At 49.7% G+C, this 22,347-nt stretch carries 21 protein-coding genes and 1 pseudogene; 12 read left to right on the forward strand and 10 right to left on the reverse strand.

Annotated features, from left to right (window positions below; genetic code table 11):
- Positions 1-61 precede the first annotated feature (61 nt).
- Positions 62-1,093 (reverse strand): sodium:calcium antiporter, encoded by a 1,032-nt coding sequence (locus tag K365_RS0111965; RefSeq protein ID WP_006965013.1) that lies wholly within the window; start codon positions 1,091-1,093, stop codon positions 62-64.
- Between the two features lie 482 nt (positions 1,094-1,575).
- On the opposite strand from K365_RS0111965, the gene K365_RS0111975 reads away from it, so the two are divergent.
- The 5 genes from K365_RS0111975 to K365_RS26580 all read left to right on the forward strand — a co-directional run bounded on the left by K365_RS0111975 (position 1,576) and on the right by K365_RS26580 (position 7,509).
- Positions 1,576-2,643 carry a sulfite exporter TauE/SafE family protein gene (locus K365_RS0111975; protein ID WP_024334743.1) on the forward strand — a complete coding sequence of 356 codons (1,068 nt, stop codon included), beginning with the start codon at positions 1,576-1,578 and terminating at the stop codon, positions 2,641-2,643.
- A gap of 194 nt (positions 2,644-2,837) precedes the next feature.
- Positions 2,838-3,281, forward strand: coding sequence for a hypothetical protein (locus K365_RS0111980; protein ID WP_024334744.1), 444 nt, complete (start codon positions 2,838-2,840; stop codon positions 3,279-3,281).
- Positions 3,282-3,303: 22 nt separating this feature from the next.
- Complete coding sequence (locus K365_RS28245) at positions 3,304-4,173, forward strand: CBS domain-containing protein (RefSeq protein ID WP_024334745.1); 870 nt, start codon at positions 3,304-3,306, stop codon at positions 4,171-4,173.
- A 67-nt stretch (positions 4,174-4,240) separates the two neighbouring features.
- Positions 4,241-5,164: a sensor histidine kinase gene (locus tag K365_RS0111990; protein WP_156887717.1), complete on the forward strand. Its 924-nt coding sequence runs from the start codon at positions 4,241-4,243 to the stop codon at positions 5,162-5,164.
- Positions 5,161-7,509 carry a histone deacetylase family protein gene (locus tag K365_RS26580; RefSeq protein ID WP_024334747.1) on the forward strand — a complete coding sequence of 783 codons (2,349 nt, stop codon included), beginning with the start codon at positions 5,161-5,163 and terminating at the stop codon, positions 7,507-7,509. The genes K365_RS0111990 and K365_RS26580 overlap by 4 nt, the downstream gene beginning before the upstream one ends.
- 37 nt (positions 7,510-7,546) lie before the next feature.
- On the opposite strand, the gene K365_RS28725 is transcribed toward K365_RS26580, so the two are convergent.
- The 3 genes from K365_RS28725 to K365_RS29095 are packed head-to-tail and all read right to left on the reverse strand — an operon-like array spanning position 7,547 to position 8,322.
- Positions 7,547-7,783 carry a hypothetical protein gene (locus K365_RS28725; RefSeq protein WP_024334748.1) on the reverse strand — a complete coding sequence of 79 codons (237 nt, stop codon included), beginning with the start codon at positions 7,781-7,783 and terminating at the stop codon, positions 7,547-7,549.
- Between the two features lie 5 nt (positions 7,784-7,788).
- Positions 7,789-7,977 carry a hypothetical protein gene (locus K365_RS28730; protein WP_245569167.1) on the reverse strand — a complete coding sequence of 63 codons (189 nt, stop codon included), beginning with the start codon at positions 7,975-7,977 and terminating at the stop codon, positions 7,789-7,791.
- A 12-nt stretch (positions 7,978-7,989) separates the two neighbouring features.
- A complete protein-coding gene (locus K365_RS29095) occupies positions 7,990-8,322 on the reverse strand; it encodes an acetyl-CoA hydrolase/transferase C-terminal domain-containing protein (RefSeq protein WP_281167778.1) in 333 nt (110 codons plus the stop codon).
- 42 nt (positions 8,323-8,364) lie between these two features.
- Here K365_RS29095 and K365_RS29100 point away from each other — a divergent pair, with 42 nt between their 5' ends.
- The 3 genes from K365_RS29100 (at position 8,365) to K365_RS0112035 (ending at position 12,235) form a co-directional block, all read left to right on the forward strand.
- Positions 8,365-8,520: a type II toxin-antitoxin system HicB family antitoxin gene (locus K365_RS29100; protein ID WP_281167779.1), complete on the forward strand. Its 156-nt coding sequence runs from the start codon at positions 8,365-8,367 to the stop codon at positions 8,518-8,520.
- A gap of 1,669 nt (positions 8,521-10,189) precedes the next feature.
- Entirely contained in the window at positions 10,190-11,401 is a 1,212-nt protein-coding gene (locus K365_RS0112030; protein ID WP_024333136.1) for a helix-turn-helix domain-containing protein, read from the forward strand.
- A 12-nt stretch (positions 11,402-11,413) separates the two neighbouring features.
- A complete protein-coding gene (locus tag K365_RS0112035) occupies positions 11,414-12,235 on the forward strand; it encodes an ExeA family protein (RefSeq protein WP_024333137.1) in 822 nt (273 codons plus the stop codon).
- A 290-nt stretch (positions 12,236-12,525) separates the two neighbouring features.
- Here K365_RS0112035 and K365_RS27305 read toward each other — a convergent pair whose 3' ends face one another.
- Together K365_RS27305 and K365_RS0112045 are read right to left on the reverse strand one after the other, a co-directional pair.
- Positions 12,526-12,837: a cytochrome c3 family protein gene (locus tag K365_RS27305; RefSeq protein ID WP_211221116.1), complete on the reverse strand. Its 312-nt coding sequence runs from the start codon at positions 12,835-12,837 to the stop codon at positions 12,526-12,528.
- Between the two features lie 46 nt (positions 12,838-12,883).
- The gene (locus K365_RS0112045) at positions 12,884-14,086 is read right to left on the reverse strand and encodes an FAD-binding protein (RefSeq protein ID WP_024334752.1); all 1,203 of its coding nucleotides are present in this window, start codon (positions 14,084-14,086) and stop codon (positions 12,884-12,886) included.
- A gap of 297 nt (positions 14,087-14,383) precedes the next feature.
- Here K365_RS0112045 and K365_RS0112055 point away from each other — a divergent pair, with 297 nt between their 5' ends.
- From K365_RS0112055 to K365_RS29370, 3 genes and pseudogenes are all read left to right on the forward strand, one after another.
- Positions 14,384-15,808 carry a DNA methyltransferase gene (locus tag K365_RS0112055; protein ID WP_084490037.1) on the forward strand — a complete coding sequence of 475 codons (1,425 nt, stop codon included), beginning with the start codon at positions 14,384-14,386 and terminating at the stop codon, positions 15,806-15,808.
- A gap of 128 nt (positions 15,809-15,936) precedes the next feature.
- Positions 15,937-16,689: a class I SAM-dependent methyltransferase gene (locus tag K365_RS0112060; protein ID WP_051147929.1), complete on the forward strand. Its 753-nt coding sequence runs from the start codon at positions 15,937-15,939 to the stop codon at positions 16,687-16,689.
- Positions 16,690-16,798: 109 nt separating this feature from the next.
- A pseudogene (locus K365_RS29370) lies at positions 16,799-17,408 on the forward strand (transposase).
- Between the two features lie 364 nt (positions 17,409-17,772).
- On the opposite strand, the gene K365_RS0112070 reads toward K365_RS29370, so the two are convergent.
- A complete protein-coding gene (locus K365_RS0112070) occupies positions 17,773-18,513 on the reverse strand; it encodes a hypothetical protein (protein ID WP_024334758.1) in 741 nt (246 codons plus the stop codon).
- A 184-nt stretch (positions 18,514-18,697) separates the two neighbouring features.
- Positions 18,698-19,027, reverse strand: coding sequence for a group II intron maturase-specific domain-containing protein (locus tag K365_RS29375; protein WP_353740174.1), 330 nt, complete (start codon positions 19,025-19,027; stop codon positions 18,698-18,700).
- On the opposite strand from K365_RS29375, the gene K365_RS29380 reads away from it, so the two are divergent.
- A complete protein-coding gene (locus K365_RS29380; protein ID WP_353740175.1) occupies positions 19,021-19,374 on the forward strand; it encodes an ISAs1 family transposase in 354 nt (117 codons plus the stop codon). The two genes, K365_RS29375 and K365_RS29380, sit on opposite strands and share 7 nt — an antisense overlap.
- A gap of 215 nt (positions 19,375-19,589) precedes the next feature.
- On the opposite strand, the gene K365_RS0112075 is transcribed toward K365_RS29380, so the two are convergent.
- Positions 19,590-21,011: an MFS transporter gene (locus K365_RS0112075; protein ID WP_024334759.1), complete on the reverse strand. Its 1,422-nt coding sequence runs from the start codon at positions 21,009-21,011 to the stop codon at positions 19,590-19,592.
- A gap of 56 nt (positions 21,012-21,067) precedes the next feature.
- Complete coding sequence (locus tag K365_RS0112080) at positions 21,068-22,267, reverse strand: nitrilase-related carbon-nitrogen hydrolase (RefSeq protein ID WP_024334760.1); 1,200 nt, start codon at positions 22,265-22,267, stop codon at positions 21,068-21,070.
- Positions 22,268-22,347: the final 80 nt, after the last annotated feature.

The following is a 22,347-nucleotide window of genomic DNA, read 5'->3' on the forward strand; positions in this document are numbered from 1 at the left end:
TTAACGCCTGCCTCCCGTTTCATGCCGATGACAGCCGTGTCATCCGCTGAAGCCATTGACCCTAATGCGGGATATTCACATTCAGGGCATACTGGAGAACCACATAAATCAAATAGATCCCCAGCAGCCATCCCCCCTGCCACCGTTCAAAATATCCCTTTTTATTCTGCATGGCGATAAATGCACGGAACGACCAGAGAATCAGCAGCATCACCGGAAAATGGAAGAGAAAGAAATTTTCAGGGATAGCCAGCGGCGTGGCGGAAGCGGATGCGCCGATGACAAACAGGCAGTTGAGCACGTCCGCACCCACGACATTGCCCACCATGATTTCCGGATGGCCTTTGCGGATGGCGGCAAACGCGGTCATCAGTTCCGGCAGCGAGGTGCCGAATGCCACCAGGGTGGCGGCAATGACATCCTGGGGTACGCCCACACGCACGGCACATTCCGAAGCGCAGGGAATCAGAACCCGGGCACCCAGAATCACCAGAAACAGCCCACCGAAAATCATAAGAAAAGACTTGGGTATCCCCATCTCATCCGACTCATCCTCTGCTTCGCCATCCATGGCCTGGTTTCCACCGGATTTGGCCCAGGAGTAGGTGGCATACATATACAGAGCCAGCAGGCCCAGAAACAGAAATCCGATTCCCCGCTTGATCACCGGTTCGGGCATGATCCACAGGGATATCAACGCAATAACCACCAGCAGTGTGGCCGAACCCACCTGGACCCAGCCGGTGCGCTGCAAAATAAATTTGTTCATGGGCACCCGGGTCATGACACAGGCAACCCCGAGAATCAGGCCGGTGTCTGCAATGATGGATCCCACGGCATTGCCCAAAGCCAGGCCGGGGTTGCCGGTCCAGGCCGCCATGACCGAAACAAATGCTTCCGGCAGGGTGGTTCCCAATGAAACGATGGTGGCACCGATAACGATCCGGGGAAGCCCGGTCCGCCGGGCCAGGGCTACTACCCCGTCAATGGCCCAGTCCGCCCCCTTGGACAACAGCAGAATACACACGCCGATAACGATCAGCAGCACCAAGGTGGGTAATCCCGGGACAACACGTAAAAGCAATTCTTCCATGGGTAGACTCCTTTTTGTGTGATATATCAGTTAATTTTACTTATGATCCCTTTCTGAGGCAGACAAGAGCAAGACATGTGCCATTTGACAAAAACATAGAACCGCTTTTGATTATATGCAAAAATACACTTTAATAACAAATAGTTATAAAAACAACTCACCGCCGTTTGCATTATTTCACCCGGAAAAAACGCAGGGTTCAAAAAATAAATGTCTACCAAAAGTTTCACTTTGCTTTTTTATGTCAACGATCTGTTGACTTCAAAGGGCATAGATATCAATGGAAGGCCGGACATGCTGGATGCAAACCGGAAAGAATTAAATTAAATTACCATAATTTCAGATAGTTGAATCATATGTACTTCGCGTTCTTTCATTCCCGTATCCAGTGGCATGTATTTTGAAATGTTTTTGATCAACATAAGAACCCGTTTAGGGGTGAGAGGATTACACCAAAAACCAACAATCATAAGGAGGCAGTAATGGGTGCCAACGAAAAAACAAAAAGAACCGGGTTTGAAATCCAGGAGGAGCTTGAAGCCACCAAAACAACCATCATGGAGCGGTTGATACCTGGAAAACGGCAAATCATCGGATTTTTATCGGGAATCGTCCCCTTGTTCATCATGTTTCTGGTCGGCTGCTGGCTGGCCGGCAACCCGTTTGAAGCGACCTGGCGGGCATCTGAATCAGGGTATAATATTGCCCACGGACTGGTGGGCACCAACCAGTGGCATATTATCTGGTATGTGGTGTTGGTGGGCCTGTTTTTTGAATTCATGGATGCCTCGGCCGGCATGGGGTTCGGCACGGTCATGAGCCCCGTGCTCATGTCTCTGGGGTTTACCCCCTTGCAGGTGGTGCCGGTCATCATGATTCAGCAGGCTTCCGCCGGCCTGATCGGGGCATTTCTGCACCGGGAGTTTGAAAACGTGGAATGGAAATGGAATCCCATGTCGGAAACCATTAAATTGTGGCTGCTGATTTCCATTCTGGGCGTAGCAGCAGTTATTACGTCAATCATTGGGGTCTATGGCATATTCAAAACCGCAAAAGTCTGGATCAAGCTCTATGTCGTGATCCTGCTGGTGATGATGGGCGCTGTTGCATTATACCAGGCGTACCAGCAGCACAAGGGCAAAAAAAGGCCGTATCGATTCAAACGAATGGGATTTTTCGCTTTTCTGGCGGGTTTCAACAAGGGGATCGGCGGCGGCGGATATGGTCCGGTGATCACTGTCGGGGGATTGATTTCAGGTGTTCCCGTTAAATCCCAGCTGGCCGTGACGGCCATCTGTGAAGGCACTGTCAGTACCGTGGCCGCCATTCTCTGGTTCACCATGCTGGGGTCCGGCATGAAAATTGATTTTCTGCTGCTGCCCACCATGATGATCACGGCCATCGGCGGCGGTATTCTGGCGCCCTATGCCACCCGGGTGTTTCCCCAGAAATTCTGGACTTACACCGTACCGGTATACTGCCTGATCGTCGCGGTCATCTGTATCTGGAAACTCTGGCCGTCTCTGAGCAAGGCCCTGGGGCTCATGTAATTCCCTCCTGGCCCGGGGTCGGGGGCTGTCAGCCGCCATCAAACGGGCACCTGACGGCAGCACAGACGGTCCCCAGTGTGTCAGGCCGGAAATTACGGATCATTTCCGGCCTGACCATTCAGTGACAGAACACCGGATTCAGCCGGCAAACCAGCCCGACCCGATTTTACAGCAATTGACAAAGGAGAGAAGCAATGAATGAAACCAAAAAACATACAGGTAATTATCCATGCAATGATGACAACCGGCTTATCCGACAACAGGCCATACGGCTGGTGGTGACCCTGGTGTCTCTGGGAGGGTCCATCGGGCTGTATTACCTGGGATTTTTCGGTACCCTGGAAGGGCCGCTCAATCCGGAAAAAATCGGTGCTGCCGTGGCAGGCAGCAATATTGCTCCCGGTCATCTGCTGGCAGGACTTTTTCTCATATTTCTGGTTTCCATCAGCTGGAACTGGGTCTATAATCTGATCAACCGGATGAAAATCGATAGAGCCGCCACAAGGCAACCGCAGGCAGCCGGAAAACAAAAAATCACGCCCGTGACTTTTCAGCCTGTGCGCAAGGGCCCCTGGTCCCATACCATCTGGGCCGGTTCTTTAATGGGATTGATCGGGTTTTGTGTGCAGCTGATCTGACATGCCATGAACAGGAGATCGTATGGAAAAAAAAATTCAGGTACTGATCGTGGATGACGAGGTCCGGTTTGCCAGAAATGTTTCAAGGCTGCTGGACACCGGCCGGTTTGACGTCTCTGTGGCACACAATGGACTGGATGCCCTCGATGTGATGCACAAAATCCGGCCGGATGTGGTGGTGCTGGACATCCGCATGCCGGAAATGGACGGCATCGAAACCCTTTTGGCGATGAAGAACCTGAATCCGGAAATACAGGTGATCATTCTCACGGGTCATGCCGATGTGGAAACCGGTATTATGGCCATTCGAGAAGGGGCTTTTGATTATCTGTTCAAGCCCTGTGACATGGAACTATTGAAGGAAAAAATTCTTGAAGCAGCAACAGCCAAACAGATCCAGCGCCGCCCGGTACTCTGGCCCAGGCGCATGGTCAAGGAGATCACCAATGCAGCGTTTATCCCGCTGGACATCACCGATAATTTAAATAAAGCCCTGGACATATTCAATGCCATGGGACCCGGAGGCATCCGGGAAGAACTGCATGTAACGGACATCAAGGACCGGTTGCGGGGGGTTGTTTCAAGAAACCAGCTGATCCGGGAAGCGGAAAAAATGTATCCGGAACGACACATTGTCTGGTCCGATCTGGCCCAAAACCCCCGGTGGCTGCCCGAAAAAAAGGTGTCGGATGTCATGAAACCGCCGGCGGGCATATCGGCCCACCCGGACGAACCGCTTCACCAGGTGGCTCATAAAATGATCGATAAACACCTCCGGTGTCTGCCCGTGATGGCGGATAAACGGTTTATGGGAATCATCCGCCTGAATGATATTCTGTTTCATATATCGCTGGGGCATGAAAACAGGAAGCCGGGATATGAAGAGGCATAACCATATGTCAGGCCCTCTCAAAATTTCTTATCCGTTCGTCAGATCGGCATGGTTTGCAGCGGCATGCATGTCACTGGTGCCGGCCGCAGGTGTGTTTGCCGGTCTGGCTCTGTGGATATTGTATCGGAGTTCATCACCGGTTCTCGGCCTGATCCTGCTGGCAGCCGGAATTTTGGCCGGCGCAACGCCACTGGTCTATCATCTCAGGAAACTGTCCTTGCAACTGAAAAAAAAAATGCATCACATTCAACTGCTGGACCAGCAATTGCTGAAGATGAGCCGGATGGCTGCCGCCACCAAACTGACACGGGATTTTCTGGCAACACTCAAAGACAGCCTGATCAATATGGAAAGTTCTGCGGCCCTGGCCCAGGAACTGATTCGCCTGGACACCCCTTCGGATGCGGCCCGGAACCTGGAGGATATCAAAACAGGATCCATCAAATCCTGCGCATCCATCGACAAGCTGCTGACCATCACACAAACCCCTGGGAATCACTGGATTATCCAGGATATCCAGATCAATGATATGATCACGGACATTCTGGAAATCCTTGCCCCCCAGTTTCAGGAAAAACAAATCCACATTATTCAGAACTGTGAAAATAACCTGCCCATGATCCGCAGCAATTTTTCCCGGGTATACCAGATTTTCCAGAACCTGTTTCTCACCGCAGTGTCTGATATCATCCAGAAGGGGCGGTTGACCCTGACCACCCAATCCGGATCAGACGGCATTCAAATGGCCCTGGTCTATCCCAGCCGCCATTTTGACAAACATGTGCTGACCCAGCTGGCTGACCCGGCCTATGCACTCCAGGCCCAGGAACCCGGCCCTTGGCTGGCACTGTGCATTTATCATGCAGACCGGGTAAACGGATGGGTCCGGGCGGATGAAACCGATGCCAAACTTCAATTGACGGTCAATCTGCCCTTTCGGATCGACGGGTCATCCCCCCCGGCCTCCCAGGCATTTTTAAAGGGATTATGATCCGGAATCAAGATCTGGCGCATGCCATTGAAAACATATCCCACCGGGATCCGGAAATCGGATATGGCCTTTCCGAGCTGCTGGCTGCCGGCCGCATCCGGATTCCGGTGGATTCCGGCAGTCTTGGGGAAGACCCCTGTTTTCTGTTTGAAGATAACCGGGTGTTTGTCCGGAAGGTGAGTTTTTTCAACCATGGCATTGCCCCGGTAGAAGAAAGACTGGTGCTCCAATACGGAAAAGCGGCTGAAAAACACCGGATTGAAGAAACCCCCTCTCCCGGGGATTTTTTCGCCGCAGCCACCCGGATTCATCTGGCCGGCATCTTCTGCCTGGTGAATTTTGAACTCTTCAGTGCCGTTTCCAGGCTCAAAAAAAAAATCCGGGCCGCCGGCAGCGGCACAGACCTTGAGAATATCCTGAATGCCCGGCTTAAAATCCTTCAGCAGATGTTACAGGAACCGCCCGCAAGCTTTGGAATGTCGCTTTCTTTGAAGGAACCGCTGTATTTCATTGAAATGCAGCAATCCGTTGACTGTCATTTTGTTTTGTTTCCCTTTTCCTACGCTGCCCTGGGACAGCTGGCACAGCTGAACCTGGAGTTCTTCCATTTACGGTTTGTTCTGGACCTGTTTGTTTCGGGCGCCTCCCACCATCTTTTTGCCGCTGTCAGCCAGGGAAAAATCACAGGGATGATGTATCTTGTGGAAAAAAAACGATTGTTCTACTCGGGGCTGGAAATCCATTATGTGGCCACGGTCAACGGGCTCCCCCTGGATGAACAGACCCTTGATTACCCCAGGATCCGGGGAACCGGCACTTTTTTGATGGCCGGGGCATGGCTCTTGTGGAAAAGCCGGTTTCCCCGGGCATCGGAAATCGTTCTGGATGCGGAAATCGGGGCCGATCGGTTTTATGACACCATCGGATTTGATTTCCGGCCGCCTTATGGATACCTGCTCAAACACCCGAAAGACAAACTGCTGCTGTATATTGTCGGCATGGCCATGAACTGTGAAACACTGCCAGAACCATTGCATACGGCAGTGGTTCAGTGCATCAAACGGCAAATTGCCTTACTGAAAAAATCCATCCCGGCTGATCATCCCAGGCGGAAAGTCGCCGTTCTGACGATTTCCACCTGTAATCAGGGCGGAAAAAACCAGGGCCTGGCACAGATTGTCCAGCAGTTGGTCTCCCGGAACAGCCGCCGCATCCCTGAAGCCGGAATGCTGTTGCAGGTGCTGGCCCAGGATAATGCCGACCGGTCCAGACACATTCTGGTGAAAGGGGCCAGCATGATCTGGGTGGTCAGTGATCCCGTGTTTGACCAGCACCTGGAAGGCATCTTTCATATGGAAAACCGGAAACGGACCCGGGCCCTGGCATCCATACTGGCAAACGACCCGTTTTCAGACCGGATCATTCCGGTTCAACCCAGGGCCGCCACGGAGCAGGAACTGGCCTGGGTTCATCTGCCGGAATATATTGTCAAAATTGCTGAAACCACCGGAAAAAAACTGACTTCCCTGGACCCGGACACCCAGACCACACCCCAGTCCTATGCCGTGGCCAGACTGGCCGCCGGCAGTGTGTTCAGTCTCATCGATGCCGTGTACAACGATCCTTTGCACCGCAGCGGCATCGCCTGCATCCGTCCCCCGGGCCATCATGCCGAACCTGACCGGGCCATGGGGTTCTGCCTGTTCAATAACGTGGCGCTGGGAGCGGCTTACCTCCAGCATCGGTACAAGGCAAAACGCATTCTGATCGTGGATGTGGATATTCATCATGGCAACGGCATCCAGAAAGCCTTTTATGACAGCCCGGAAGTGCTGTATTTTTCCACCCACCAGTTTCCCTGCTACCCGGGCACCGGAAAACTGTCGGAAATCGGAACGGGTGCCGGAAAAGGATACACCATCAATGTCCCGCTGCCAAAAGGCAGAGATGACAAGGACTATGCCGGCATTCTCCATTTTCTGTTAACCCCGGTGGCCGCACAGTTTCAACCGGACATGATCCTGGTGGCCTTAGGGTTTGATCTCTTTGAGCAGGACCCGCTGGGACAGATGAATGTCACGCCGGACGGATATGCCCTGATAATCCACATGCTCAAGCAGCTGGCAGAAACAGTCTGCAATGGACGAATCATTTTTGTGCTGGAAGGCGGATACAGCATCAAAGGCATCCGGGAATGCGGGCTGCGGGTACTCCAGGAACTGGTGGACCTGCCCACCCTGAGCCCGGAAAAAATCCGCCGCATGACCCCGGAAAAACCCGGCAGCCTGCCGGAGCTGAAAAAAGCCATGGACCTGCACAGAGCTTTCTGGCCGTCCATTCCCTGAACCGGCCCGTTCAGTTAACGGCCCATTTTACGAAAAATCACTCCTGCGCATACATTTTATCAATTTCAACTGAATGACTGTCTATAATCACTCTCTTTTTTGTTTTCTGAGTCGGTGTCAACATGCCGTTGTGTTCTGTGAATCTTTCACAGAGAATGGTGTACTGTTTTATCTGCTCAAACCCTTCCAGTTCCCTGTTCGCGCTTGCAACTTCCTGCGCGACAAGCCCCCTGATATTTCCTTTTTCGATAAAATCCGGCCCGACTTTTTCCATTTGATTCAAGACCGACAGAGCCCGGACAATGCCCGGATCTTTGAGAACAGCTTGTCGGCAATTTTATACTTTATTCTCATTCCAAAGGAAAGATTGCCGGTAATATCGAAATCATGCCCCATGTCATAGGCACCTGTTTCAGGATCATACCGCTGCATGAAAAACCGCTTCACCGACGGTAAGTGCCCAGTCAAAGAGTTTTCTCTTCAGGCCGTCTCTTTCCATGTCATGCTGCAGTTGCTGTCCCCGTTATAGAGTGCCGGATTAAATTGCTGAAAATCCTTGTCCGCATATTTCTCAGAATTTTCAAGAAATTTCCGGGTGACTGTCGGCAAATTGCTTGTTTCCCACTCCCAATGGGTGCCGCAGACATGGGAGGAGTTGACACTGCCGTAAATGTCTATTTCCAAGGCCGTGTCCATGGAGATCACGCCCAGGCGGCGGATAATGCCGGGGTGGTTGGAAATCTCCTGGGGCCGAAGCACGATACGGCTTTCAAAAAAATCCATGTTGTCAGTGATTCGGTGTTTGACCAGCACCTGAAAGGCATCCGAAATCTTGTGGCGGATGTGTTATTGGACATGGGCAAAACCGGTGAGCCTGTTCCCGAACCAATTGCAATCAAACACTTCAGCGGAAAATTCATGGTCCGGGTACCTCCGGAGATCCATAGAAAATTGGCCATACAAGCTGCTGAATCCGGCATCAGTCTCAATCGTATTGCCAGCTCAAGTTGAGCCAATAAACAGCGTGTTACCCTATGAAATATCCGGGTATCACTTCCTGAAACTGGTTGGAAAATGCATTCCCGTTCCCCAAAGAAGCTTTCCGGTTTAATGCAGTCCATTCTGATCTGTCCCCGTCCTTCCGTCTGTCTTTTCCACTTCTTTTCTCTTTGCCTGTATATCCAGGGTCAAAATTTAATACTCTTCGATCCACTGGACACCGTTTTATAAATTTTTTTCGCATCATGGAAATCCCCCCCTTTTTTCAGTTGGGATTTAAGGAAATTTACTCGAACGGAAAGAGCCCTTCCTTTACTATTCGAAAATAAACAATTGGAGAAATACTCTGCCGATGGATAGAAAGATAGCAATTTGAACTAGTAATGGGAACATTCTTATATACAGCAATGCCGTATAAACCATTCAGGGATAAAGCCGGGAGCATGGAAGGATATTCTTTTCTTTTTGCAGATTGATTCATTAGCTCTCTCTCCTTTTTATTAAAATTAGTGACTGGCCAATACTAGAATAATCCACATATTTGTTAAGAACCAAACAATTACGACTTCTGCCTTTTCTCCATGACAAAACCTAAACAAACGAAAATGTTGGAACTCCTTGATATAATCTATTCACAATTCATACCAAGACCCCAAAAAAAATCATATGGGCCATCTCCGGCTTTCATAATAATTTATGAAAAATTTTTAAAAAAAGGGGGGGGGGGTTCTTTACAGATTGTAAAAAATATCGACACTGGCCTTTCATAAACGCTGCTGACCCGAGTCCCTTGGCCGCTTCAGTCACCGCCATTCCTACCGGTTCGATACACAGTTCCTTGATCACTTCGCTGGGGTGAGGTGGGTTATGTGTAGAGAGGCACAATAATATCCCAAAAATCCAGCCTAAAATCCCACGCATGTATGCCTAAATGAAATTTTTCAGGTGCAATATTTTGAGATTACGACGGAAGCTTTTTCATGGACAGCAGGAACCGCTGTATGCCTTTTATCCTCCTCCCCCCTTTTGGGGGGGATAAGAGGGGGGGGGCATGTGTTATACCCTCCTTTGCAAAGTTTAACAATTAAACAGGAGGACACATGCCCCGATCATGGAATCTATTGATAACTGTTTTATCAGAAATTACAAGAAAAAACTGCATTGCACTTGCTTGCTGTCCCCACTGCGGGAACCGTCATACGTATATAAAATGGGGGTTTTACAGGCGATATCTATTTGATGATGAGCTGATAAATATCCAGCGTTTTCGCTGTGACAATGATCAATGCCCATGTAAAACCTTTTCAATTCTTCCCCATGCGCTATTGCCAATACTCAGGATCTCTCTGTGCATGTTGATGTATGTTCTTGATATGTACGAACAAGGAAACAATATCGCAGATATTGTCCGGCACACCGGCGGCAATTGGCCGCGAACACAGCGGTGGATAAAAAAAGCGTTGATAATCCGTGACTGGTTCAAGCAAGGACATGGCAATCGAATGTCCCCATGCTTATCTTCCGGCAGATCCTGGGCATCATTTGTCAGAGATTTTTCCTGGACTTTTTACCCGGAAAGATTCAGATAAAAAAGCACCAACACAAAACGTATATATAATAAAATCAGTCAGTTTGTTAAGCAATTCTCCTGGAGTTCAACTTTTTTAAACAGGAGGTTTAAGTGAGAGAACAAAATGACGAGAAATTAGAACTGGCCATATGGCGTTACGGGATTATCAGCCCTCTTCTGCACAGGGAAGCCAACAGCCTTCCCTCTGGAGAGCTGCTTGACCAGGCGTCCTGGCAGCGGTATGTCCATCCAAACGGTTCCCATATGAGATTGAGTGCAGAAACCCTCAGGAAATGGCTATACCGCTACCTTCAAAGTGGCCTGCCAGGCCTGATGGGCAAAGTCAGATCTGATAAAGGTAACCACCAGATCCCGGATAAGATCACTTCAGCAATGGTTGCTCTGCGGGAGGAACACCCAAGATGGACCCTTGCCAGGATGATCAAGGAACTGATTAAAACCAACAGGTGGAATGGAAGAAAACCCAGCAGGTCTGCCATTTACAGATTTGCAAAAGCCCATAACCTGCAAAGAGACCCCCACATTGATCCAAACGGGAATGTACGGCCTTTTGCCTTTGACCATTTCGGTCAATTATGGATTGCTGATTTTCTCCATGGTCCAAAATTGTTCAAGGACAATAAAAAGCACAAAACCTATCTCCATGTCATCCTGGATGACAGCAGCCGGTTTATTGTTCATGGTGGATTTTACCTGACCGAATCGGTTGAACCTTTACTCTATGATCTCATGGGTGCGGTCAGACGATTTGGAATTCCCCAGCGTTTTTACGTCGACAATGGGTCGGCATATATCAGCCGGCACCTGAAGATCCTTTGCGCCAGGAACGGAATTGATCTGGTCCATACCCCACCATTTGTCCCTCAAGGCAGAGGCAAATTAGAAAGGCTGTTCAGGACCGTCAGGGATCAGTTCCTTTGTGATAAATTTAAAACCATTAAGCAGATCAATGATGCGTTCAAATCCTGGGTTGCCGGATATCATGAAACCCTGCACTCATCTTTGGAATGTTCCCCGTTGCAAAAAAGACTGCAAAGCAAAAATGTATGCCGTGCTTTGTCGCCGTCGATTGACATTGAAGCCTTGTTCAGGATGGAGCGGCGTTGCAGGGTTTACAATGATTGCACCATCCATTTCAAAAAAATCAGGTATGAGGTACCCGGATGCCTGCCAGGATCCCGGGTAACCATTTATTATATGCCCTGGGACAAAACCTGTATCTACTACGGCAATGAAATGAAAAAGGCACGTATCGTTGACCTTGGCGCCAATGCAAGACGATTTGAACATCCAAATCAATAGGAAACCATACAAATGACTCATAAACAATCTCCACTGGAATTTTTTAATTGTAAATATCATCCGTTCGCAAATACTTACCGACTGAAAACCCCTTATCTGGGAGAGCAGGACAAGCGATTTCTCAGGACAGCCATATCGTTGATCTCCTCTGGAAAAAGTTTTGCTTTGTCCGGGCCCTCAGGTGCCGGCAAATCAACATTAATCAACTATGTTTTATCCCAGCTCGATGCAAACTGTTATAAACCTTCCCTGGTCCATTACGGTGGATTACAGCGCAACGGAATGCTCAAAGCCTTTGCTGACGTTCTTGGGGTGGAAACAAATGGTAGGACCGTGCCTTTGCTGATCAGCCTGCAAAAACAGATCACAAACATGGCATCGGAACACCGCAGTGTGTTCCCGGTATTTGTTATTGATGATGCCCACCTCATGGAAAAGGAATCATTAATGGATATCTGTTCCCTGATGTTTAATCCTCAAAAGGAAACCGTGGCCGCAAGTTTTATTCTTGTGGGAGATGAAACCTTTGAAAAAAAACTCTCACTGCAAATTCTGGCTTCTGTAAAAACCCGACTCACCGGGCAATTTAATTTGAATCCCTTGAATGACGATGAAAGTCTTGAATTTATCAAATTCAGGTTATCCAATGCAGGTGCAACAGAAACGCTGTTTGATCCGGATGCTTTAAACATTTTATCATCCCATTGCAGAGGGAATCGACGACACATCATGAACATGGGCACGTTGCTTTTAACCGAAGCCTTTTACAGACAGGAAAAAACGATCAGTGCGGAATTGATTTTCAATTGTGACCAGATAGAGATATCTGAGTGAAACAGAGGCATACGAGAGGGGACTCCGATGCCAAGGGATAACTCAGTGCGGTAGACTGCTGTCTGCTCGGGGCCTGGTAGTTTTGTTTTGATTACTATCAGGCCCTACCTATATCCCCAATAGGTAAAATAACCTGACATATTCTTGGGATCAGACAGCGACAATCTACAGTTATGCATCACCATTTTTTTCTCCTCAAGGTAAAGCACATAGGTTTCTGTGTCAGATTTTGGAGAATTCCAGGCTGTATTTACGTGAGGCAGAGGCCAATAGCGCCAGAATCATTGGAATCAGGGCACTAGCATGTCAAACTCATGGCAGTTGTTGCAATAATTTTCCGACGTCGTGTGTTCGTGGTGACACAGATCACAGTCCAGGTCCGGGCCGTAATGGAGCGAATCATGGGGGTTGGGCTTGAGCGCCTCAGTGCTTTGCGCTATGCCTTCCGATGTGCCGTGACAGCTCAGGCAGGCATCGGCCCGGATGGCTTGGGGCGTTCCACTCCCATGGCAGTCCTCGCAGGATAGACCGGCCCCCTGATGATGCGGCTTTAACGACATTACAACATTTACGGGTTTAACTGTGACCCGCGTTTCACTCACCTCTTTTTCCATTTTCCCTGCACTTGTCCGTTCTCCGGCACCCCGGTTAATCCCGGAACAGCCCATTATGCCCAGCCCGATCAGACCCAGACCAACTCCGCCGAACAATGCAGTCGGTGATCGCATTGCTGCCGAGTCGGACCGCACCGCGGACACCGCCGCTGATCTCGCCTGCGGCATAAAGCCCAGGGATGGGCTTCTGGTAAAGATCTATCACCTGAGCCTCGGTATTGAGCTGGATTCCGCCCATGGTGTGATGCGCTTTCGGCCACAGGTTCATCCCATAAAAGGGAGGCGAGACAATCGGTTTACAATCTTTCTGGAAAGGCTTTCCAAAGGCTTTGTCCTCCCCTGCCTTGAGGAAGGCATTGTATTCAGCCACGGTTTTTTTCAGTCTGTCCTTCTGGATCTTGAACGCCTCGGCCAGGGCATCCAGTGTATCGAATTTCTTTACGACCCCTCGTTCGAGCATCGTGTCCAGCTTGGCCGTCCGAAAAACCCCTTCCTGGTCCGCGATTCCCATCCCCTTTTCATCGGGACAGGCCCAGGGACCAAGTTGAATCCAGGAAAGCTGAATGGGGTTGGCATGAAGGCGGAGCGCCTCGATCAGACCTTCGGCCGTGGCGCCGGGCTGGTTCGTAGACTCGACCTTTTCGTCGACCTTCGGATCCTGGAGCATGCGGAAGGCGATATCCTGGCCAAAACCGCCGGTAGCCATAATGACCGCCCGGTTGGCCCGAATGGTTTTCATTTTTCCATTTTCCGTATTCGGGAAACGGTAATCTTCGTACACACGGACCCCTTTGACCCGGCCGTCGTCATCTTGCAGAATCCGGTCCAGGTAGCACCGGGTCACCAGCGGAACCCCGAGTTCCTTGACCTTGGCCAATTGAGGTCGGACGATACCGGCACCCGAGCTGTTTGTGGTGTAGTAGCTGCGGGGGACCGAATGTCCTCCCAGATGGGTATTGCGGTCTTTGTACTTGACTCCCAGTTTGACAGTCCACTCCACTGCTTCGGCCGATTGCCTGGCCATCAACATCGTCAATTCCGGATGATTGAGACCCAAACCGGCTTTCACCACGTCCACGGCTTCATCCCATTTCTGTGGGATTTCAGCTGCCTCCAGCCGTCTGGGCCCGATAAGCAGCCCGCCGGCAGCCATGCCAGCCATGGCAGTGGCCCCACCGGTTGCCTTAAGAAATCCCCGCCTTGTCAATTTGTTTTTACTGTCGTTCTGATCCGTCATTGATGGCCTCCTTTGGCCCCGACGCTCTCCGTCGGGATTTGATTGCTTCCCTATATTGAGAATTACTGACCGCTCAGGTCAGATTGTGCCCAAGGGTGGGCTTTAAGGAAAAAATCTTTTCTTGTTGTTTTTCAGCACATTCCATGATTAAAGGTAACCATGATAACCAACACCGGTTCACAGCCAAAGATATGTGCCATATGCACAAAACCTGGCCGGCAACCATCTATTCCCGGGTCGGAAATTACATGCAGGGTTTCCACCCCTTGATTTCGGAATTATCAAATGAAAAAAATCATGACTCCACAAACAACCCAAATCCCTGTCTCTTTAATTATTCTTGATGAAACGATTTATCCCAGAAAAGGAATCGACCCCAGGCGGGTGGGCATGTTTGCCGAAAACATCCGGGATGGGATTGCCTTTGATCCCATTGAGGTGGAGCCCTGTCCGGACCGGCCCGGTTTCTACCGTCTGCTGGACGGGGCGCACCGATGGAACGCCTACAAGTCAACGGGCATGGAAGAGGTAATCGTCATTATCAAGGACCTGGATGGAAGTGATCCCCTGCTGTATGCGGCAGCCAAAGCCATCGGCCCGAAACAGTTAACGGAAGAGGAGGCAAAGGATACAGCCCGCCGGGCATATGCCCAAAACACACAGCTCAGTTCTGCGGATATCGGAAAAGCCGTCGGCCGGGCCAGACGGACCGTGGACGGCTACATCGCCGATCTTCGTGCCGCCACCCAGATGAACACGGACATCAAGATATTCCGCATGCACAGCTTGGGCATACCCCAGGACCGGATGGCAGCGAGACTGGGTCTGGCCCGGACATCGTTTCAACACCATTTGCCGAAAATGGCAGTGTTGCCAAATTCGGCAAATGCTGATTTATCCCGGGGATTCACCGTGGCCCAGGTGGCTGAAAAGCACGGCTGGCCGGAGCCCATGGTCTGGTCCCTGGTCCTGGAGGGCAAAACGGATCATGACCGGTTCAAAGCACTTGGCTGGGGATTTAGGACCTGGGACCAGTGGGAATTCAATGACTGTGACAACCGGTTCGGGGATGACTGGCCCGGCCGGATCCCGGCCCAGCTGATCGCCCATATCCTGCGCTATTTTTCACAGCCGGGAGACCTGGTCCTGGACCCCATGGCCGGGGGCGGGGTCACCCCGGACACCTGCCTTGCCATGGGCCGCCGGTGCTGGGCCTTTGACATGGAAGACCGACCCGATACCCGCCCTGAAATCGAACCCTTCACTTGGGAGATCTCTTCGGATCAAGGGCTGTCCTGGCCTGTGAGCGCCAAGGGAAAACCGGACCTGGTCCTCTTTGATCCGCCCTATTTTGACAAAAAAGCCGGGGAGTATGATGAAAAAAGCATTTCCGGACTGTCCAGAAACGATTACCTGGATTTTCTGGCGGCGTTTTTTACCCTGCTGAAACAACATGTCAAAAAAAAGACCCGGCTGGCATTCATCAATGCCGACTGGCGGGATTTTCAGAATACCCCGGCAATGGATGAAAAACACAAGGGCGGCATCCTCATCGACGATTACCTGGAGATCCTGAACAAAACGGGATGGTATCACACCCATATCATCCAGGCGCCCCTGTCGTCCCAGCGCTTCACCCCGGTCGTGGTTTCTGCCATGCAGAAAAAAGGCATCTTGGGTGTGATCAGCCGGTATGTAATCGTCCTGGGCCTAAACAATTGACATGCAGGTTGTTCAATGATGATACACATTTCTGCACTTCATCCATTTTGGCATGATATACAGTTAGATAATTTTTCGTGAAGGATATGCTGTCCCACACATGGACTTGTTGGGAAGACATTTTTAATATGAAACAAAACGTTTATGATGATCCATATTTCTTTGAAGGTTATATGGATTTGAGATCCAGTGAAGGCGGTTTTAATGCCGCTATTGAGGAACCTGCAGTTTACAGTCTGTTACCACCGCTTGAAGGCTTGCACATTTTAGATCTTGGCTGCGGTTTCGGCAAGTTTGCTTCCTTTTGTCTCAAAAAAGGGGCTGCTCATGTGCTGGGTGTAGATATTTCTCAAAAGATGATATCAGAAGCTAAAAACAGGATAAAGGACCCAAGAGCAAGCTTTTTGGTTACTCCTACTGAGGATTTTGAAGTAGACGAAGGTAGCTTTAATCTTGTTGTTTCTTCAATGTGTTTTCACTATGTAAAGGATATCAGTCCGGTGTTTGAAAAAGTTGCGCTTGCTCTTATAGAAGATGGTCATTTTATTTTTTCTGTTGAGCATCCAATCTGCACATCATTGTTGAAGGGTTGGTGTAGCTCAGATAAGGTTCCCAAAAAGCATTGGCCAGTTGATGACTATAAAAAAGAAACCATACGGGTGTCTAATTGGTTCGTCAATGGTGTCATTAAATATCATCGAACCATTGAAACATATACAAACGAACTTATCGATACAGGGTTTTCTATAAGAAGACTTCTTGAACCTGGGCCGACCATAACTGCCGTAGCCGAAAAGCCCGAGCTTTCTGAGCATCTGAGACGACCACCAATTCTTGTATTAGCTGGTACAAAGAAGGCCCAACCGCAGGATTATGTATGACCTGTTGTTTGAAAAATCATCAGAAACACTGCTGGACTTCGGACACAACCCCAAACGTCTTGGCGCCACCATAGGATTTTACGGACCTTTGCACACCTGGGGCGGAAAGATGTGGCAGCATCCCCATGTCCATTACATCACAACAGCAGGGGGAATCGCCCCTGACGGCCACTGGGTCGAACCAAAATACCACAGCAGTTTTCTGTTCCCGGTAAAAGCATTGTCAAACGTATTCAGGGCAAAGTTTCTGGAGGGACTTTTCCAAACCACCTTTTAAAGGGCCCGAAGAAGTAGTCAAGTATATCGGCAGATACACCCACCGGTGTGCCATCAGCAACAACCGGATCATTGCCGAAAAAGACGGCAACATTGAATTCTGGTTCAAGAATACGAAAAAAAGCGCCCGTTGGGAAACCACATCCCTGCCGGTTATGACCTTCATGGAGCGGTTTTTGTACCATGTGCTGCCCAAACACTTTCACAGTATTCGGTATTACGGCTTTCTGGCCAACGGGAAGGCGAAAACCAGCATTGAATCTGTTCGTCGGGACCTGGCGGTTGAAAATTCAAAGCCGGAGACCGTACCAGAGGAGAACCGGACATGTCCGCACTGCGAACAAGGCAATATGATAACCGTCCTGATCATAGATGGATACGGAAACGTCGTTGTTGATGAAACTGAGTTGACAGACCCTGTTGCTGTCATGGATACAACATAGCCTGGGAGATTTTTTTGATCTGTTCTAAATTTAACATACGGCTCAACAACCGCACCGGTGGGTTGCGACCAGGCAAAGATATCAACTGGATTTTCGAGCAACACAGATGCAGAATCGACCTGAAAACCGGTCAAAAATTCAGATAGCACTATAAAATAGTAGATGCAGGAACCAATTTTTTAAAGGCAAATCCCCAAATAAAAGATTGCTGCCTTCTACTTTACACCAAGGGACCAAAACTCCGGGCTTCGACCCGGTTAATGTAACCAAAAGTTGGAGCGGCCAAATGAATAGCGTGCCAATTTTACAGCCATGTCTTGGCCGCTCAACTTAACGTTAGCCTTTGTAAGAATTTGTCCGCCAGCTAGAATAGAGATTCACCGTCATGGGTTAGGTTCAGACGACCACTCTCCGAAAAGTGCAGAGCAATGGTGTCGTAATGCTTATAGCCCGAAAACAAGTAGCTGTATCGAGCAACAACGGCATTGGCTTCTGCCTTTGTTGTGGTAGCAGCATATTCCTGCTGGAATTCTAAGGATTTTTGCATTCCTACATAGTGCGAGGTGAGAGCGTTAGCTGTACTCAATTCCCTTGACATCGTAGGATTGTTTGCGAGCGCTTGTTTGAATGCCGAAGCATAGGCGTAATCTGCGGGCAGTTGAATTTTCCCTTCGTTGTCGTATGTGATGCTTGATGGAGCAGAGGGAATGTTGTTCTGAACTAGAAATTGCGTGAAAGTTTCCGAGATATGGTTGGCTATCGCATCAATATTGTTCTTGCTTGGAAGCAGCAGTGGGGGAAGCGTCTGAAACAAGGATGACGTCCCGTTTGCATTCCCGCTTGGCGAAAAGTAAGCATCAATATTAAGTTTCTTAGCGCCCTGATTGGTGTCAAAGACGGCTGTTGTGCAGTTTTCTGACGGTGCGGTAAAATTCGATTGGTCGGCAAGATAGTTTCGCGCGGCTTGGGAGATGGCGACCGTGTCGGAAATAGTTGCCCCCGAAGCGGAAAAATTTACCGTGCCGTTGGCCGGGGCTTGGTTTTGGTTCGTGGAGATATTTAGATATGGATAGTCGGCATAAGCACTGGCTGATTGAATTTTCATGTGATCCCTCATAAACGCAGTTAGTATATTAGATGCGGTATGTCAAATATGCAGACAGCAAAAAGCATGCCACGATTGAGATCACGTCAGAACATAAAGAGGGCTAATCGGGTAGCCGGGGGTTTTAATCCCCCAGCCCCCACACCACCCCACAAGCGGGTCCGCATAGGGCGGTTCATCAAGTTTACCGGGCCGTAGCCGGGTAATGAATTTTCACCCACTGGTCTTTAACAGAGATTAACCCTTGTTCAGATAGCCATTTGTTGGTCATACCGGCCTGTGTTGCCATGGTTCTGGATAGATGCCATGGCCCCCTTCGGCTGAGTGCTGTATAAATGGCCTGTCTTTTGAAAGTGCCCAATTTGAGAAGATTTCGGACTTTGGTACGGGTATAACGCCACTGTTTCCAGTAACACATCCGTATCCGGCGGCGGAGCCATTCATCTATACCGGAAACCGGTTTGTAATACTCCGATATCCAGTAATAGTTCATCCAGCCCCGTATATATTGAATGGTTCCAGGAGAAACACCTGTGGGCCGGTCTTAAAACAATCTGTAAAGTCACCCGTACACGGGATGTCGATGGTAAGATTTCTACTGAGGACGCTTATTTTATATCCAGTCTTCAAAATAATGCTTCGATGATAGGCAATGCCATCCGCGAGCACTGGGGTATTGAAAATGGTCTACACTGGTGTTTGGATATTTCTTTCCGTGAGGATCACTGCCGGGTTCGAAAAGGACACGCACATGAAAATTTTGATATGGCCATGAAATCTTCTCAAACAGGAAAAATCACTCAAACGGGGTATTCAGACCAAACGTTTAAAGGCTGCCTGGGATCACAGCTACCTGATTAAAATCCTGAGCAAATAATTTCTACATGCGATTGCCCTGGGTCAACCGAAACGAGAGTTGTTTAACAACATAAATTTTGCTACCAGAAAACTTGACAAAGCGCCATTTTTCACTTTAGTACTTCACATTGCAAAAGCAGACATCTCGACGATAAGAAACGCCGTCACCGGCGCTTCTTATTGCTTCTAATATAGATGTACCGAGCGTAACCAATCAATTAACCTGCGTTAACCAGACTTTCAAGTCCCTCAGTATCATACTGTTCGCCCTGCTTTTTCTTCCTTACAATCTCCCGCATCTCGTCGTAGCGTTCCCTGGTGAGAGGATACTTGGCAAATATAATTGCACCCAGCACCAGCAAAACAAAGGGAACAACCGAGTACAGAAGATGCAGACCGCTGGTGGTCTGTGCTGACTGAGTCATCAATTCCTGGTTGAAGCCGATCAGGGTCAGCCCCAGTCCGGAGGCACCCATGCCCAAGGCATTCCCCGCCTTCATGGTAAAACCGATGGTGGCCACAATGATGCCTTCATTGCCTGTGCCGGTCTTATACTCCTCGACAACAGCCGTATCATAGGCCAGCGCATAGAGCATGGTCCAGAAGGTTGCATTACCGAACGATTCCAAAAGCAACCCGGCTCCAATCACAATATCACTGGCCGGTAATACATAGATAAGCAGAAAGCCTAATGCATACAGCGCTGTCCCCAGAACCGTCACTTTCTTCTTACCGATCTTGGCCGATACGTAATTCACCACAGGAACAAAGGCCACTATGCCGATGGTGAAGACCAGAAGCATGCTGGATGTCTTCACCTCATCGAATCCGAAGGTGAAGGTATAGAGGAACACCCTTACAGAGACCGCCAGCCCCAGCATGAAGTTGACCAGCACATTCAGTGCGATGATATACCTGAGCGGTTTGTTGGAGAATATATTGCGATAGGCCTTGAAGATGTTCTGCCGTTTTTCCCCTGTCTCCTTCTTGCCCAGGTTGATGTTCTTCGGTTCCTTACCCTTGGTGTACAGATAGCTTATGAAGTATCCCAGGAAGATCAGGAGACCGAATATCAGACCTGTCATGCTCCAGCCAATCTTCTCACTGCCCATCGCACCTGTGAAACTGGATACCAGCACCAAGACCAGGCTAAGTGCCAGCGCCGCCCCAATGTTCATAAAGAAGGTCTGGTAAGACCGAAGCTTGGTGCGGTCATCATAGTCTGCCGTCAGTTCAGAGCCAAGAGAAGTATGCGGTACCACGGACAAGGTCAGGCCCGTCCAGTAGAGCATATTGATTGCAATAAAGTACACCGGCTTAATGCCGATACCCAGCGGTACGTCCGTAAAAAGCAACAGCACAGACAGGCCAAACAATATGCAGCCAACCAGGATGAACGGTCTGCGCCTCCCTCTAGGACTTCTTGAGTTGTCAGAGAGATACCCGATCAAGGGATCGCTCACGCCGTCCCACAGAACCGCAATCAGGGTGATGATCCCGGCCACACCAGGATTGACTCCCGCCACCGTGGTTAGGAAGAACATGAAGAATGCATAGAAGAAGTTGTAGCCGATCCCTTCCCCCAGTCCTCCGACACCGTACGCCAGCATGGTCTTGTTACTCAGTTTCTTGTTATCCATGATAACCTCCCTATAATATAGAATAAAATATGGAACAAGTGCGGTACTAAGACCGCTTATTCGTCTTCCTCTGCTTCCAGTCTCTTCCAGTCATCCTTCATGGCCCGCCAGTCTTCTTCACTGGTCTTTTTGCCCGTGTACCTGGCTCCCTCAAAGTTGTGGTACGGTTTCTCCCAGACGCCCCGTTCCTGCAGTCTCTTGATGCTATCCCGGTAGATCACGTCTGCTTCCGCATGATCGATAGGTCCTCTATCCAGCACCAGGTTCTTTGGATAGATAGGTGTGTCATACATTTTTTTGAACAGTTCGGTCCGTAGGTCCTTAAGCCAGTTGAAATTAAGGCTCATATCCCGAAACTGCCTGAGCGCCTCGATGTCAATGGTGGCTGCCACCATAGAGTTGGCGTTGTTCGGCTCGTAGGCCATCAGCTCGCCCCTGTAGTCCACGATGTGGGCATGGCCTCCGGCAATGTTCATCGGATGCTCGCACAAGTCATTCACGTAGACCGGTCCGACCTGGGGACAGATCATGTATACCGAATTGAATTCGGCATGCCCCCGGTTCTGGGTCATCCAGCTTCCGCCGCCCCGACCTCCCGAGTTGGTCATAGGACAGGCCTCACTGGGCCGGTAGATAACTTCGGCACCGTTCATAGTCAGGGCACGAACCACTTCCGGATACTCCCCGTCACTGCAGCAGATGGTTCCGATGTTGCCGATATCCTCGGTCTTCAATACAGGATAGAAAGCCTCCAGTCCGTCACCAAACACCTCCACCCAGCGGTCATAGATATCGTGTGGCGTCACTGAATGCTCCCGGCACCAGATATGGTTCTTGGGTGCCTTATGTACCGCAGTCCCGTCCGGGCCCATAATAAACAAGGTATTGATATAGATGTCCTCCATAACCTCGGGCCACCTGGCCTTGGACTGGGCGATGATGTATACCCCAAACTCCTTGGCCAATGCCCCTAGTCGCTTCGTTTCATATCCCGGAATGTCTATGGCCCATTCGTTGGCCATCAGCTTGTGCGGCGTATCGAACACCTCATCAGTGAAACCAGTGATGGCACCTTCCGACAGTGCAATCAGCTTGATGGGCATATTCAGATCGGCTATGCCTATGGCTCCCCTTATGGCGTTCTCTATGTTGTCCATGTTTTTCCAGGTCTGCTTCTTGCTGTAGGTTCCGTAGATTACCGTCGACAGCCCTATGGCCATATAGGGTGCGATGGGTTTTCTGTTTTCCTGCTTCATATTTTTCCTCCTTGCGGCGGCATGCCTCTTCGTTTCTATGTTCATAATAACAGAATTGGGATTCCCAATCAAGCTTTTCT

This window comes from Desulfotignum balticum DSM 7044 (genome assembly GCF_000421285.1).
GTDB lineage: Bacteria > Desulfobacterota > Desulfobacteria > Desulfobacterales > Desulfobacteraceae > Desulfotignum > Desulfotignum balticum.

Coding starts and splice junctions, on each gene's coding strand:
- K365_RS28245 (WP_024334745.1), top strand. CDS start 3,304: ATGGAAAAAAAAATTCAGGTACTGATCGTGGATGACGAGGTCCGGTTT.
- K365_RS0112035 (WP_024333137.1), top strand. CDS start 11,414: ATGACTCATAAACAATCTCCACTGGAATTTTTTAATTGTAAATATCAT.
- K365_RS0111965 (WP_006965013.1), bottom strand. CDS start 1,093: ATGGAAGAATTGCTTTTACGTGTTGTCCCGGGATTACCCACCTTGGTG.
- K365_RS0112060 (WP_051147929.1), top strand. CDS start 15,937: ATGAAACAAAACGTTTATGATGATCCATATTTCTTTGAAGGTTATATG.
- K365_RS26580 (WP_024334747.1), top strand. CDS start 5,161: ATGATCCGGAATCAAGATCTGGCGCATGCCATTGAAAACATATCCCAC.
- K365_RS0112070 (WP_024334758.1), bottom strand. CDS start 18,513: ATGAAAATTCAATCAGCCAGTGCTTATGCCGACTATCCATATCTAAAT.
- K365_RS0112075 (WP_024334759.1), bottom strand. CDS start 21,011: ATGGATAACAAGAAACTGAGTAACAAGACCATGCTGGCGTACGGTGTC.
- K365_RS0111990 (WP_156887717.1), top strand. CDS start 4,241: ATGTCACTGGTGCCGGCCGCAGGTGTGTTTGCCGGTCTGGCTCTGTGG.
- K365_RS0112055 (WP_084490037.1), top strand. CDS start 14,384: ATGACTCCACAAACAACCCAAATCCCTGTCTCTTTAATTATTCTTGAT.
- K365_RS0112080 (WP_024334760.1), bottom strand. CDS start 22,267: ATGAAGCAGGAAAACAGAAAACCCATCGCACCCTATATGGCCATAGGG.
- K365_RS0112045 (WP_024334752.1), bottom strand. CDS start 14,086: ATGACGGATCAGAACGACAGTAAAAACAAATTGACAAGGCGGGGATTT.
- K365_RS0111980 (WP_024334744.1), top strand. CDS start 2,838: ATGAATGAAACCAAAAAACATACAGGTAATTATCCATGCAATGATGAC.
- K365_RS0111975 (WP_024334743.1), top strand. CDS start 1,576: ATGGGTGCCAACGAAAAAACAAAAAGAACCGGGTTTGAAATCCAGGAG.
- K365_RS28725 (WP_024334748.1), bottom strand. CDS start 7,783: ATGGAAAAAGTCGGGCCGGATTTTATCGAAAAAGGAAATATCAGGGGG.
- K365_RS29100 (WP_281167779.1), top strand. CDS start 8,365: ATGGGCAAAACCGGTGAGCCTGTTCCCGAACCAATTGCAATCAAACAC.